Raw genomic sequence first — 12,983 nt, 5'->3', positions numbered from 1 at the left:
GCCGTGTTAGAACCCCCGGCAATCGCATTTAGGCTAAGAACTGGCGGGAGCAAATGAAGAATATCCTGGACGCCCTTGAAGACCGTCGTGCCGGCGCAAAGCTCGGGGGCGGCGAGAAGCGCATCGAGGCGCAGCACGCCCGCGGCAAGCTGACCGCCCGCGAGCGCATCGAGCTGCTGCTCGACAAGGGATCGTTCGAGGAATTCGACATGTTTGTCGAGCACCGCTCCACCGAGTTCGGCATGGAAAAGAACAAGGTGCCCGGCGACGGCGTCGTCACCGGCTGGGGCACCGTCAACGGCCGCAAGACGTTTGTGTTCGCCAAGGACTTTACGGTGTTCGGCGGCTCGCTGTCCGAGACCCACGCGCTGAAGATCACGAAACTCCAGGACATGGCGATGAAGGCGCGGGCGCCCATCATCGGCCTCTATGACGCTGGAGGCGCCCGCATCCAGGAGGGCGTCGCCGCGCTCGCCGGCTATTCCTACGTGTTCCGCCGCAACGTGTTGGCCTCGGGCGTGATCCCGCAGATCTCCGTCATCATGGGCCCCTGCGCCGGCGGCGACGTCTATTCGCCGGCCATGACCGACTTCATCTTCATGGTGAAGAACACCAGCTACATGTTCGTCACCGGCCCGGACGTGGTGAAGACCGTGACCAACGAGGTCGTCACCGCCGAAGAGCTCGGCGGTGCCTCGGTGCACGCCACGCGCTCCTCGATCGCGGACGGCGCCTTCGAGAACGACGTCGAGACGCTGCTCCAGATGCGTCGCCTGATCGACTTCCTGCCGTCGAACAACACCGACGGCGTGCCGGAATGGCCGAGCTTCGACGACATCGGCCGCGTCGACATGTCCCTGGACACGCTGATCCCGGACAATCCGAACAAGCCCTACGACATGAAGGAGCTGATCCTGAAGGTCGTGGACGAGGGCGACTTCTTCGAGATCGCGGATTCCTTTGCGAAGAACATCGTCACCGGCTTCGGCCGCATCGCCGGCCGCACCGTCGGCTTCGTCGCCAACCAGCCGATGGTGCTGGCCGGCGTGCTCGACAGCGATGCCTCACGCAAGGCCGCGCGCTTCGTTCGTTTCTGCGACGCCTTCAACATCCCGATCGTCACCTTCGTCGACGTGCCGGGCTTTTTGCCCGGCACCGCGCAGGAATATGGCGGCCTGATCAAGCACGGCGCCAAGCTGCTGTTCGCCTACTCGCAGTGCACCGTGCCGCTGGTCACCATCATCACCCGCAAGGCCTATGGCGGTGCCTTCGACGTCATGGCGTCGAAAGAAATCGGCGCCGACATGAACTACGCCTGGCCGACCGCCCAGATCGCGGTGATGGGCGCCAAGGGCGCGGTCGAGATCATCTTCCGCTCTGACATCGGCGACCCCGACAAGATCGCCGCGCGCACCAAGGAATACGAAGACCGCTTCCTGTCCCCCTTCATCGCCGCCGAGCGTGGCTACATCGACGACGTCATCATGCCGCACTCGACCCGCAAGCGGATCGCCCGCGCGCTGTCGATGCTGAAGGACAAGAAGGTGGAAACGCCGGCAAAGAAGCACGACAATTTGCCGTTGTGAGGAACTCGCCTGAGGTATTACGTACAAAATCGCATGGTGCCTCTGAGTGGACTCGTCTATATTGATGCAATGACCGACGCTCTCAAGAAACTCATCGAAGCTGCCAAGACCGCCAATCCATCCCCGGAACACCGGGAGGAGCAGCGGCGCAGTTTCGTGTACGGTAACACCCATTTCGAGAATTCGCTCATCACGCGCGAAATGGTGGACCGCGAGGCCGAAAAGTTGGCCAAGGACAAGAAATGACAAGCGAAGAGCGTGAACGGCGCGATAGCCGTGCGCTCGAACCTGAGTTGATTACAGATCCTCAACAAAAGGCCGCTGCGGAAGCACGGAATGGGTTCCGCCAGTATGACGCAGCTATTGGCGCGATTCAGACGGCTCTTGATCGGAGCTCGTTCAAGCTCCGTCCCTCACTCATCCTCAGTTTGCAACGAGAAGCTTTAGCGGGCATCAGTTCCTATGCTGGCAACTACCGCCCCGGTGGTGTTGCCATTGAGGGAAGTAAGCATGAGCCCGTCGGCGCGCATCTAGTCCCCGAACTCGTTGAGGACATGTGCGACTACGTCAATGATCACTGGGACAGTAGTACGCCAATCCACCTCGCCGCTTATGTCATGTGGCGGCTAAATTGGATTCATCCGTTCGCGGATGGCAACGGTCGTACCTCCCGAATTGTCTCATACGTTGTGCTTTCAGTCCGCGCCGGTGCACTTCTACCGGGCACACCGACGATACCGGATCAAATCGTCGACAACCGAACGCCCTATTTCGACGCTTTGGATGCGGCCGATTTGGCCTTTCGCGATGGCGGCCGGATCGACGTCTCGAAGATGGAAGATTTGTTGGCCTCACTGTTGGCGAACCAGCTTGCAGAATTCTATAAATCGGTAGGGGGCAAGCTACCCGGCTAAGCGCAGGACTTCGCCGCAGATTTGTTTGCAGCCGAGCTTTCGATCTTGAAATCCAATGACCGAAGAAGATCCGACTGACCAGATTTCCGACATCGAAGACCAGATTGAGGCGCTCGCCACGGTCGCCGAGCGATGCCGGAAGTATATCCTGGCGTCCAAGATCGCGATCGGCAGCGGTGCGGCGCTGCTCCTGGTCACCATCCTCGGACTATTTGGATTTGGTCAAACCGCTGCGCTCGGATCGATCGCGCTAATGCTCGGCGGCATCGTCTCGCTCGGGTCGAACATCAGCACGCTGCGGCAGACGGATGACGCCATCGGCGCTGCGGAGGCTCGCCGCGCGGCGTTGATCGGCAGGATCGACCTTCGCGTGGTCGAAGACGCGCCTATGAAGCTGATGTGAGGCGCCGCGGCTGGGCTAATCGAGGCCCTCGACACCGACCAGGCGGGCAGAGCTGCAGGCGTCACGGACAGACTTGAGCCCCTGGTAGGTCGCGCCGTTGTAGAACGCTTCCCATGCTTCAAAGGACGGAAATTCCAGCAGGACAATCCTGCGTGGCTCCCAGTCGCCTTCGTAAACCTTGTGAGCGCCTCCTCGCGCGAGGTACTTGGCCCCGGCTGCTTCCAAAGCGGGCTTCACGCCCAGCATGAATTCCTGATACTGCTGCAAATCTCTGATCTCGACGTCGAAGATTACGTAGGCGGCCATTTCGATCTGCCTCAACGGTTTGCTCGGGGCATGCAACGTATCAGAGAAATCCGCGATCTCTTCACCTCGGATGGTCGATCGCCAGTTCGTGATGAAATCGGTGCGGCCTGCGAATTGCGCCGGGTGGATCAGCCAATCTGCTACGAGCGCGCCTTATCCGCCGCAGCGAAATGCGCCAGCTGATCCGCGTGGGCTTTTGCGAATGCGGGCCTCGAAGTGGCGCGCGCGACGTAGTCGCGGCAGGCAGGACTGTGCGCCAGCCCGCCCTGACTATCGACGACGCGCAGCACGTCCGACATCAGGATGTCGGCGACGCAGAAGGATCCGGCCAGCCATTCGCGCTTCGCCAACACCGGCTCGAGATGCTTGAGGCGAATCTTGAGGAAGTCGTCCACGAATTTCCAAGCCGGCGTGTCGTTCGCATGGCCCATGAACTTCAGCATCGTCCAGGGCAGGCTCGCCATTTCCACGGAATTGAGCGCGGCGAACACCCATTTCGTCACCTCGCTGCGGCCGCGCGGATCTGATGGCATCAGCTTCGCGCTGAGCTCGCCCAGATGCAGCAGGATCGCACCGCTCTCGAAGATCGAGAGGTCGCCGTCGATCAGCCACGGCACCTGGCCGAACGGCTGGTGCGCGAGATGCTCGGGGCCACGGTCGCCGGGCACGCCCACGACGCGATAGGGCAATGCGGCTTCTTCGAGGGCCCAGCGCACGCGGAGGTCGCGCACGAAACCGCGCGGGGGCTCGGGAACCCATTCGAAGGTGGTCAGGGTGAGGTCGGCCATGCGGTGTCTCCAGTGCTGTCTGAACCTAGGACGGGTGAAGGGCGCGTGGTCCGACAGGGTGGGGAGATTTTATATGAGGAACTGATGGGGCGGGTTAGGCGAAGCCGTAACCCACCGTTGCTGTTGCCGCGGAAAGATGGCGGATTACGCTTGCGCTAACCAATCCGCTCTACGGGACCGACCCGAGCTTCGCCAGCTTGCCTTGCTTTGCGGCTTCCACCGCGCGCTCAGCATCCTCCGGCAACAGAAGCCGCTCCGCGACCTGCCGTGCCGCCTCACGCTTCACCGCGGCCACATAGGCCCCGTCATCGGCGTAGCGTTCCGCAATAGACAGCCGCGGGTCATGCACCTCCTTGCGCGCGGCCTCCGTCGGCGCGAAGGGCACGACTGCGCCCTGGAGCGGATAGAGCGCCGTCGGCCCAAATCCCTGCGCGCGCGGATTCCAGGCGGTGTAGGTCGCGCGCGGTACGGCCAGCGCGAGCTGACGGATGCCCGCGATGGCCATGCCGTCATCGTCCGCCTTGGGGACGAACACGGGATAGCGGCCGATCTCCCTCGGCGGCAGCACGCTTTGGTCGGAGAAGGCGGCAAGCGTGTGGATGCCGGCATAGGGCAGGCCGGGAATGTCCGTCGGCACAGCGCCTTGCGCCGACACGAGCGTGCCGTGGGCGCGCATGGGAACACGGCTTGCGGGTGGCCTGGTGCCGTCGCTGATCCAGGCGTTGAGGTCGGTGAGCAGGGCGCGCATCGGCATGCCCGCATGCATCGGATTTTGCGGCAGCGACATCGCGGGCAAGCCCTTGCGCATCACGTCAGTGGGCTCTGCAAAGTGCGGCGTGCCTGCGATCATGTAGGCGCGGACGTTGTCGGGGAGGTCAAGGTGATTGCCCGAGAGATCAGTGACCAGCAGCGAGGCGTGCGAGGCCCACCATTCGTGTTCGCTGTCGGTCTGCATCACCTTCGGGCAGGTGGCCGAGAGCGAACAGCGGCGCAGCAGGCCATCGGTCTTGCCGGAATAGGGATCGCTGAGGCTCGCATAGGTGAAGGGGAAGAGATCGGCCTGCCACGCCGGATCCTGCATGTGGCGCGGGTTGCGGCCGGGCTGGCCGAAGCGGACATTGGTCGCCATCCGCCGCGTGCCGGCGACATGTGGCATCAAGCCGTCGAACACCGTGCGACCCTGGAGATCCTCGTTGAAGCCGAGATAGAGGAAGTCGCGCAGGAAGCGGCCGGATTGCGAGACGCCAAAGCCGATCGCGCGGCTGACCGACGGATGCAGGCCGTCGAGCAGCGGGTTCGCCTGGGTCTCGTCGCGACGGAGGAAGCTGACGACGTCTCGCACGGCGGCATAGCCCATGCCGAGAGGAGCCGGATCGCGCGCGGTGTACGTGATCTCGTAGAGCGCGCCGGCGTCAAAGCCGTCGGGCCGGGTGATCTCCACCGTATTGGGATCGACCAACTTTGCTGAGAGGCCGGACGGCGTCTGCCGTGCATCGGCCCAGGCCGCGCGCACGGTGACGTTGAGATTGGCGGGATCGGTGGCCGGCCAGGTCAGCGCCGCGCGCGCCGGATTGGTCGTGTTGTCGAAGATGACTTCTTCGCGCGCAGGGCCTGTAACGCTCTTGATGATTGGTGCCGTCATCGCAAGCTGTCCCGGCTTGGAGGGGATGTCGCCCTGCCAGCCGACCCAGACCATCGTAAAACCCTGGCGATGCAGGAAGCCAATGCCGGCGTCTTCGGCCTTGTCAGCATTGTTGGCGCCGGGCTGGGCGGAATCGTCGAACAGTTGTGGCGCGAGCTTTCTGCCGCGATTGGGCACCTCCAGCAGCAGCGTGCCGTTGCCGTGGGTGGGATCGGAGGGCCGGAGGATCACGACATCGGCGGTGGCCTCGACCTTGCCGTCAGCGTTGCGCGGCGCAATCGCGAGGTCGGTGATGACGGCGTTGCGGTCGTCGACGGGATTGAGCGCGAAGGTCGCGCGTGCGGTGATGCGCTCATAGGTGCCGACGTTGCCAAAGCTGCGCCCCGAGAAGGCCGGCACGCGCTCCAGGATGTCGAAGCGGACGATTTCGGCGCGCGAGGCGATGGGGAAGAAGCTGGCGATCGCGATGATGCCTGTGATGATCCTGCGCATGGCCGGTCCTTCCCTGATGTCGCGCGATCGTCATGTTCCGTCGCGGGCTTTTTGTTGCCGGCACTATAACCAGCTATGCTCCGACCAAACAACAGGAGGAAATCCGATGCCCGCCGCGCTCGCGCGAGACGCTGGTGCTGGCGCAGGAGTTTGCAAAGTAGCGCGCGTTCCTGTCATCTTTGCAATGAACCTGAACGCGCGATTCAGCGGCAGTTCATGTCACTACCGCGACACTTCCTCTGCATCACCTGACCGATGAAGAGGACACGCCATGGAGCGCCGGAACTTTTTGAAACTTGCATTCGGTGTCGCCGCGGGAGCCGCCGCGTTCACCGCCGCCGCACAGGCCGCGCCATTGGCGCCGCAGGTGCTCGGTGATCCCCGCATGCCGCAAGGCAATCCGGACGCTCACTCCGCGGTCACCACCAGTGAGGAAGCAGCCCAGCTCAAGCCCGAGCAGGTGCATTGGCATGGCGGCCACTGGCGTCACCGCTACGGGGGCTGGCGTCACCGTCATTGGGGCTGGCATCGTCGCTGGCACCGCCGCCACTGGCGTCGCTGGTAACGCCGCGCCCGGACTGAAAAAGGGATCGCGATTGCGATCCCCTTTTTGGTTGCGTCAGGCGTCTCAAGGAAAATGGCCGCGCAGGCTTTCGCCGCGCGGCCATTTCGCGCGTGCGAAAGATCAGAACGGGCGGCAGCGACCGGCGTACCAGCGGAAGCCATAGGGGCACACGCGCGGACGCACCACGACGACCGGCGGGGCGACCACGATCGGGCGGGGCGCCACGACGACCGGACCGCGCATCGCACGGCAACCGCCATAGGCGCCGCGGTACCAGCCCGGGCCGCAACCACCGGCGGCGCTGGCCGCCTCGCTGAAACCAACGACCGCGCTGGCGAGCATCACGGCGGCGAACAGATATTTCATTTGGTCTTCCTTCTCGTCCTTGGGGCAAGTGTTTGAGGCTAGTACTAGAGGGGGTTGGCGCTTGCGGCGCACAATGAATCAGAAGACACGATTCGACACGTAAAATCTGGGGCACGTGCTGACACGTCGCGATCCAAACCTGCCAATGATGACCTGAATGCGGCATGAACATTCGCCGCGTACGGCCTTGCGCGACACAAATGACGCTAGCGGCCGAGAAAGCCGAGCACCAACGCCCGATACTTCTCCGGCGCCTCCAGGAAGACGAGATGACCGGTATCCGGGATGACCTCAGCCCGCGCATTCGGTATCTTCGCGGCGAGCGCTTTTGCCAGTTCGGCGTTCTGCCCCATCCTGGCCCGGAGCGCCTCCGGTGCATTCGGCCGGCCCGGTGCGTTGTGGTCGTTGGCGCCCATGATGAACAGCGTCGGCTCGGTAATGAGCGGAATTTCGTGCGCCACCGGCTCGCGATAGATCATCTGGCTGGATGAGACGAAGGCACGCAGCCAGCGCGGGTAATCGGGGCTGCCCTTGATGTTGAAACGGGCGTCGATGAACGGCGTGATCGCCTCCGGCGGCAGCTTGATCGCGTAATTGGTTTGGAGCTGTTTGCGATAGTCGTCGGCGGTGAGCTTATCCTCGGTCTCGATGATCTTCTCGGTCGGCGTCGGCGGCACGTAGAGGCGGTAGTCTTCCAGGCCGATCGGTGCGGTCAGCACGAGATGCGAGACGCGATCGGGATAGGCGCGCGCGATGCGGACGCCCAGCATGCCGCCGAGCGAATGCGCGATGATGTCGACCCTGTCGATTTTGAGATGATCGAGCAGCGCGATGGTGTTGCGTGCCAGGGTGTCGAAATGCAGCTCGCCCGTCGGCTTGGAGGATTTGCCGAAGCCGATCTGGTCCGGCACCACGACGCGGTAGCCGGCCTCGTTCAGCATCTTGATGACCGGCGCCCAATAGCTCGACGGAAAATTGCGTCCGTGCAGCAGCACGACGGTGCGGCCGTTCGGCTGCGCCGGCGCCACGTCCATATAGGCCATGCTGAGCTGTTCGCCGTCGTTGACGACAGGCAGCAGGTGCACGGGGTAGGGATAGGCAAAACCTTCGAGCGCGATGCCGTAGGGCTCGCGTTGGGGCGCGTCAGCGGCGCGGGCGAGTGGCGAAGTGAGCAGGACGGCGGCGAGCGCGGCCGAGAAGACGCGGTTCATGAAGGTCTCCGTGACGAGCAACTCGGTTCACACGCAAATGCGCGACTTCACGCGAATAGCGCGATCAGTCGTTGCCGTTGCTGAACAACACCGCGAACTGTTTCTCGCCGGTGCGGGTAAAATTGACCACGCGGCTGCCGGGGGTGGCGTCGCGCGCGGCCCATTTCAGTTCGGCGAAGCGCTGCATCATGGCGGCGCCCAGGGTGCCGGCGAGATGGTGGCGCCGCTCGCTCCAGTCGAGGCAGGCCTTGCACACCGGGCGGCGCGGATGGCTGAGCATCTCCGGCGAGATCTGCAAATGCTTGGCGAGGAAGCGCTCGCCTTCCACCGTCAGCTCGATCTCCTGCTTCTTCTGCTTGACCAGGTTTCGCTCGCGCAGGCTGTCGAGCATCTGCACGCCGAGATCGCCCGCAAGGTGGTCGTAGCAGATCCGCGCGCGGCGCAGTGCAGGATCCTTCGGGCCCGTGCGCACGCGCATGTGGCCGGTGCGTGCGGCAAGGCCCGCAAGGCCTTCGAGCACACCGGCGACGTCGTCGTCGGTGAGGCGATAGTAGCGGTGACGGCCCTGCTTCTCCGGCTCGACCAGCCCGCCGGCCTCGAGTTTGGAGAGATGCGAGCTCGCGGTCTGCGGCGTGATGCCGGCCTCCTGCGCAAGCTCGCTCGCGGTCAGCGCGCGTCCGTTCATCAGCGCCGTAAGCATGTTGGCGCGGGCGGGGTCGCCGACGAGGGCGGCGATCATGGCGATGTCAGGTCCTGATTTCATGCTTCGATGGTAGCCGAAGCATTGTGGTCGGGCAAGGGCGTAGCCTCTCACCAAGGCGTCATTGCGAGGAGCGGGTGGGCATAAGGAGCGTAGCGACGTGCCCACCAATTTTCGTTGTGCAGAAACGAGGTGGGCACGCTTCGCTTTGCCCACCCTACGAGACCTGCGCTCGCAATGACGGAGGAAACACCAGGAGCCCAATCATGTCCGTCACCGTCTTCATCCGCTACCAGCTCGATCCCTTCAAGCGCGCGCAGTTCGAGGAATATTCGAAGCACTGGGTCACCATCATTCCGAAATGTGGCGGCGATCTGATCGGCTATTTCATGCCGCATGAGGGCACCAACAACATTGCGTTTGCGCTGATCACCTTCGAAAGCCTCGCCGCCTACGAGGCCTATCGCGCGCGGCTGCGTCAGGATGCTGAAGGCATGGCAAATTTCCACTTTGCGGAAGACAACAAATTCATCCTCGCGGAAGAGCGCACGTTTCTGCGCAAGGTGGTATTGTAGGCCATCAACGATAAGGAGACGCCCATGATCGCCGTGATCTTCGAGGTCTGGCCCAAGCCGGAGCACAACCAGACTTACTTCGACCTCGCGGCCGATCTGAAACCGATCCTGCAAACCATCGACGGCTTCATCTCGGTCGAGCGTTTCGAAAGCCTGACTGAGAAGGGCAAGATCCTGTCGCTGTCGTTCTGGCGGGATGAGGCCGCAGTCCAGGCCTGGCGTAACACGATGGAGCACCGCCGCACGCAGGCCAAGGGCAGGACGCAGATCTTCGCCGACTATCATCTGCGCATCGCCAGCGTCATCAGGGACTACGGCATGAATGATCGCGAACAGGCGCCGAAGGACAGCCGCGCCGCGCATGACGCGCACTAGCGCTCGCGTCTGCGTGCGCCTATGTCTGCGCGGCCAACAAGGGAGAGAAACATGCATGTGACAACCGCTGACAAGCGCGCGACGTTCAGGAAGATGCACGAGAGCGGCTGCTTCATCCTTCCCAACCCAGTCGATGTCGGCAGCGCCAAAGCGTTGCAGCATCTCGGTTTCAAGGCGCTTGCGTCGTCGAGCGCAGGCTTTGCCTGGACCATCGGCAAGGCTGACAACCGCGTCACCGTCGAAGATGTCTGTCAGCATCTGGCAGCATTGAGCTCTTCCGTCGACATCCCCGTAAATGCGGATTTCGAGGGCGGTTTCGCGGTCGAGCCGGATAAGGTCGCCGAAAATGTCGAACGCGGCGTGCGCACCGGTGTCGCCGGTCTCTCAATCGAGGATTCTACCGGCGACAAGGACAAGCCGATCTATGAGCGCGCGCTTGCGGTCGAGCGCATCAAGGCCTCGCGCAAGGCGATCGGCGACAGCGGCACGATGCTGGTCGGCCGCTGCGAAGCGTTCTTGTGGGGCGTGACCGATCTCAAGCTCGTCATTGACCGGCTCACCGCGTACGCCGACGCCGGCGCCGACTGTCTCTATGCGCCGGGCCTGAAAACGCGCGAGGACATTGCCGCGGTGGTGAAGGCGGTCCATCCAAAGCCGTTCAATCTCCTGATCGGCGGCTCCGGCCTGTCACTCAAGGAAGCCGAAGATCTCGGCGTGCGCCGGATCAGTGTCGGTGGCTCGCTCGCCCGCGCCGCCTGGGGCGGCTTCATGCGCGCGGCGAAGGAGATGGCGGAGAAGGGGACGTTTGGCGAGCTCGCCAGCGGCTATCCCGGCGGCGAGCTCAACAAGATGTTCAGCTAGAGACCAACGAAAAGCGGCGGGACTCATCGTCCCGCCGTTGTCGCACATTGTTGTAAATTGTTACTTCGCGCCGTCAGATGGCGTCTGCGTATCCGGTGCCGGCTTTGCAGCGGGCATGTCCGGAGCAGCCGGCTTGCTCGGCGCCGCGCCGGTGGTCATTCCGGGCGCGGTGTTGTTGCGCGGCGTCACGTCACGCATGCCGGGAGGTGCGGCAGGATTGGCCGGGGACGTCTGCTGCGCGGTCTGCGTTGCCGGCGTGTTGCTGGCCTGGTTGGACGTGCTGGTATTGTTCAAGCCATAGAACACGGCGCCGAGCACCAGGGCGATAGCCACGGCGAACAGCGCGACCTTGCCACTGGAGGCAGGGCCTTGGCCCAGCTCGGGATCGGCCTGAAGGTTGGCGTCATCCCGTCGCGCCGCACGCAGATACTCATCATCGGCGACATTCGGGCGATACGGATCGTTGGGAAAACGGTCGTCAGCCATCATAAGATCTCCTCGTTGATTGCTCCCTGACAACCCGTGGATGCGAGATTCTGTTCCGCCCGCGTTATGCTTTCGTCGCATGTTGCCCTCATGCCAGGAATCGGGAACCTGTTCATTTTGGAACCCTGCGCACCGGTTCCATCAAGGAGGAAGGCAACAAAGCGATGTGGAGCCTGCCGCCGAGCGATAGCGTGCTGGGCTCAACCTCAACGCCGAGCTGACCTTCATCCTCGGGATCAGCCTCCGCCTGCTGGCGGTACGCTATAGATGAGAGATGCCGAAATTCGTGTTTACGGCGATGAGGAGAAGTAAAGTTTATTTTGCTCCGTTCTATCCACGTCGTCATTGCGAGCGGAGCGACGCAGTCCAGCCTCTTTCCGCGGAGGGACTCAGGATTGCTTCGCTCCGCTCGCAATGACGGAGAGGCCGCGTTGTCTACCGCTCCTGCCCACGCGCCTTCGCCACCTGTGCCGGCGTCACCAGCGGGCCGGCATTGCCCCAGGAATTGCGGATGTAGTTCGTCACCGCCGCGATCTCGTCGTCGGACAATTGCTTCGCATAGCCCGGCATCTCGCCGGTGTTCGGCGCCCTCGGCGTCGTCACGGTGTGCGCGCCGTCGAGGACGATGCGCAGGGTCGAAGACGGGTTGATCGATTGCAGCAGCGCGTTCGCCGGCAATGGCGGATAGATGCGCGGCGCGCCGGAGCCGTCGGCCTCATGGCAGGCGATGCAGAGTTTTGCGTAGACCGCCTGGCCGGCCATCATCTCGGCCTCATCCGGCGGCGTCACGATTGTCTCGCGCCGCGCCGGCGGCAGGCTCTTGAGGTAGACCGCCATTGCACGCACATCGGCATCGCTCATCTTCGACGTGGAATTGACGATCACCTCCGCCATCGGGCCGCCGGCATGGCTCTTGGCGTTGCGGCCGCTTTGCAGATATTCGGTGATGTCGTCCTCGCTCCACGACTGCAATCCGCTGCGCGCGGCACCATCGAGCCGCGGTGCGTACCAGCCGCCGAGCTCGCTGCCGGTCAGCGCCTGCGCGGTCTTGTCAGCGCCAAAATAGTTCTTCGGCGTGTGGCAGGCGCCGCAATGGCCGAGCCCGGTGACGAGATAGCCGCCTCTGTTCCACGCCGCGCTCTTGCTTTGGTCCGGCTCGAACAGGCCGGGCGTGAAGAACAGCAAGTTCCAGGCCCGCATCAGGCCGCGATAGCCAAGCGGCCAGCCCAGCTCCGGCGGCTTGTTGCGGCTCACGACCGGCGCGAGCGTGCCGAGATAGGCCCGGATCGCCAGCGTGTCGTCCTTGGTCATGTGCGTGAAGTAGGGGTAGGGGAATGCCGGGTAGTAAAGCGAGCCGTCCGGCGCGGTGCCAGTGCGCACGGCGCGGGTGAAATTATCGTCGGTCCAGGCGCCGATCCCGGTGTCGCGGTCCGGCGTCAGGTTCGGTGCATAGATCGCGCCGAAGGGGGTGTCGATTCGCTTGCCCCCGGCAAACGGCTTTGCGGGATCGGCAGTGTGGCAGCCCGCGCAGTCGCCGGCCTCGACCAGTGTCTTGCCATAGGCGATCAGCTCGGGCGACGGCTCGGCGGCGACGGCTGCGCTCGCAACCGCACCGCACAAGAGCGCAACAGACAGAATCGTCCGCATCGAAAGCCTTCTCCTGCGACCAATCGTCGATGGCCAGATCATAGCCCTGCGTCACGTCGTTTCGCG

Annotated in this window: 16 protein-coding genes and 1 pseudogene; 9 read left to right on the top strand and 8 right to left on the bottom strand. The window is 63.6% G+C overall.

Annotated features, from left to right (window positions below):
* Nucleotides 1–53: 53 nt before the first annotated feature.
* The 4 genes from ABIA96_RS24815 (at nt 54) to ABIA96_RS24800 (ending at nt 2,903) form a co-directional block, all read left to right on the top strand.
* On the top strand, nt 54–1,586 hold the full coding sequence (locus tag ABIA96_RS24815) for an acyl-CoA carboxylase subunit beta (protein WP_354139676.1): 1,533 nt from the start codon (nt 54–56) through the stop codon (nt 1,584–1,586).
* Nucleotides 1,587–1,655: 69 nt separating this feature from the next.
* Nucleotides 1,656–1,832, top strand: coding sequence for a hypothetical protein (locus ABIA96_RS24810; protein ID WP_183234613.1), 177 nt, complete (start codon nt 1,656–1,658; stop codon nt 1,830–1,832).
* Nucleotides 1,829–2,500 (top strand): Fic family protein, encoded by a 672-nt coding sequence (locus ABIA96_RS24805; RefSeq protein WP_354139675.1) that lies wholly within the window; start codon nt 1,829–1,831, stop codon nt 2,498–2,500. Before ABIA96_RS24810 ends, ABIA96_RS24805 begins: the two co-directional genes overlap by 4 nt.
* Before the next feature lie 55 nt (nt 2,501–2,555).
* On the top strand, nt 2,556–2,903 hold the full coding sequence (locus ABIA96_RS24800; RefSeq protein WP_354139674.1) for a hypothetical protein: 348 nt from the start codon (nt 2,556–2,558) through the stop codon (nt 2,901–2,903).
* Between the two features lie 15 nt (nt 2,904–2,918).
* Here the strand turns inward: ABIA96_RS24800 and ABIA96_RS24795 are convergent, their stop codons facing one another.
* The 3 genes from ABIA96_RS24795 to ABIA96_RS24785 all read right to left on the bottom strand — a co-directional run bounded on the left by ABIA96_RS24795 (nt 2,919) and on the right by ABIA96_RS24785 (nt 6,131).
* Complete coding sequence (locus ABIA96_RS24795; RefSeq protein ID WP_354139673.1) at nt 2,919–3,209, bottom strand: DUF1330 domain-containing protein; 291 nt, start codon at nt 3,207–3,209, stop codon at nt 2,919–2,921.
* Between the two features lie 140 nt (nt 3,210–3,349).
* Nucleotides 3,350–3,997, bottom strand: coding sequence for a glutathione S-transferase family protein (locus ABIA96_RS24790; RefSeq protein ID WP_354139672.1), 648 nt, complete (start codon nt 3,995–3,997; stop codon nt 3,350–3,352).
* Nucleotides 3,998–4,166: 169 nt separating this feature from the next.
* A complete protein-coding gene (locus ABIA96_RS24785) occupies nt 4,167–6,131 on the bottom strand; it encodes an alpha/beta hydrolase domain-containing protein (protein WP_354139671.1) in 1,965 nt (654 codons plus the stop codon).
* Between the two features lie 271 nt (nt 6,132–6,402).
* On the opposite strand from ABIA96_RS24785, the gene ABIA96_RS24780 reads away from it, so the two are divergent.
* On the top strand, nt 6,403–6,696 hold the full coding sequence (locus ABIA96_RS24780; protein ID WP_354139670.1) for a twin-arginine translocation signal domain-containing protein: 294 nt from the start codon (nt 6,403–6,405) through the stop codon (nt 6,694–6,696).
* A 120-nt stretch (nt 6,697–6,816) separates the two neighbouring features.
* Here the strand turns inward: ABIA96_RS24780 and ABIA96_RS24775 are convergent, their stop codons facing one another.
* From ABIA96_RS24775 to ABIA96_RS24765, 3 genes are all read right to left on the bottom strand, one after another.
* Nucleotides 6,817–7,062 (bottom strand): GCG_CRPN prefix-to-repeats domain-containing protein, encoded by a 246-nt coding sequence (locus ABIA96_RS24775; RefSeq protein ID WP_354139669.1) that lies wholly within the window; start codon nt 7,060–7,062, stop codon nt 6,817–6,819.
* A 206-nt stretch (nt 7,063–7,268) separates the two neighbouring features.
* The gene (locus ABIA96_RS24770) at nt 7,269–8,273 is read right to left on the bottom strand and encodes an alpha/beta fold hydrolase (protein ID WP_354139668.1); all 1,005 of its coding nucleotides are present in this window, start codon (nt 8,271–8,273) and stop codon (nt 7,269–7,271) included.
* Between the two features lie 64 nt (nt 8,274–8,337).
* Nucleotides 8,338–9,036 (bottom strand): metalloregulator ArsR/SmtB family transcription factor, encoded by a 699-nt coding sequence (locus tag ABIA96_RS24765; protein ID WP_354139667.1) that lies wholly within the window; start codon nt 9,034–9,036, stop codon nt 8,338–8,340.
* 203 nt (nt 9,037–9,239) lie between these two features.
* Between ABIA96_RS24765 and ABIA96_RS24760 the strand changes: the two genes are divergently transcribed.
* The 3 genes from ABIA96_RS24760 to ABIA96_RS24750 are packed head-to-tail and all read left to right on the top strand — an operon-like array spanning nt 9,240 to nt 10,784.
* Complete coding sequence (locus ABIA96_RS24760; protein WP_354139666.1) at nt 9,240–9,548, top strand: NIPSNAP family protein; 309 nt, start codon at nt 9,240–9,242, stop codon at nt 9,546–9,548.
* Between the two features lie 24 nt (nt 9,549–9,572).
* Nucleotides 9,573–9,923, top strand: coding sequence for an antibiotic biosynthesis monooxygenase family protein (locus ABIA96_RS24755; RefSeq protein ID WP_354139665.1), 351 nt, complete (start codon nt 9,573–9,575; stop codon nt 9,921–9,923).
* 51 nt (nt 9,924–9,974) lie between these two features.
* On the top strand, nt 9,975–10,784 hold the full coding sequence (locus ABIA96_RS24750) for an isocitrate lyase/PEP mutase family protein (RefSeq protein WP_354139664.1): 810 nt from the start codon (nt 9,975–9,977) through the stop codon (nt 10,782–10,784).
* Between the two features lie 60 nt (nt 10,785–10,844).
* Here ABIA96_RS24750 and ABIA96_RS24745 read toward each other — a convergent pair whose 3' ends face one another.
* Complete coding sequence (locus ABIA96_RS24745) at nt 10,845–11,270, bottom strand: hypothetical protein (protein WP_354139663.1); 426 nt, start codon at nt 11,268–11,270, stop codon at nt 10,845–10,847.
* Nucleotides 11,271–11,466: 196 nt separating this feature from the next.
* On the opposite strand from ABIA96_RS24745, the pseudogene ABIA96_RS24740 reads away from it, so the two are divergent.
* A pseudogene (locus ABIA96_RS24740) lies at nt 11,467–11,541 on the top strand (trimeric intracellular cation channel family protein); the annotation flags it as partial.
* 164 nt (nt 11,542–11,705) lie between these two features.
* Here the strand turns inward: ABIA96_RS24740 and ABIA96_RS24735 are convergent.
* The gene (locus ABIA96_RS24735; RefSeq protein WP_354139662.1) at nt 11,706–12,917 is read right to left on the bottom strand and encodes a c-type cytochrome; all 1,212 of its coding nucleotides are present in this window, start codon (nt 12,915–12,917) and stop codon (nt 11,706–11,708) included.
* Between the last annotated feature and the right edge of the window lie 66 nt (nt 12,918–12,983).

This window comes from Bradyrhizobium sp. LB11.1, assembly GCF_040549385.1.
Lineage (GTDB): Bacteria > Pseudomonadota > Alphaproteobacteria > Rhizobiales > Xanthobacteraceae > Bradyrhizobium.
This window is presented reverse-complemented; position numbering and strand designations above follow the sequence as displayed.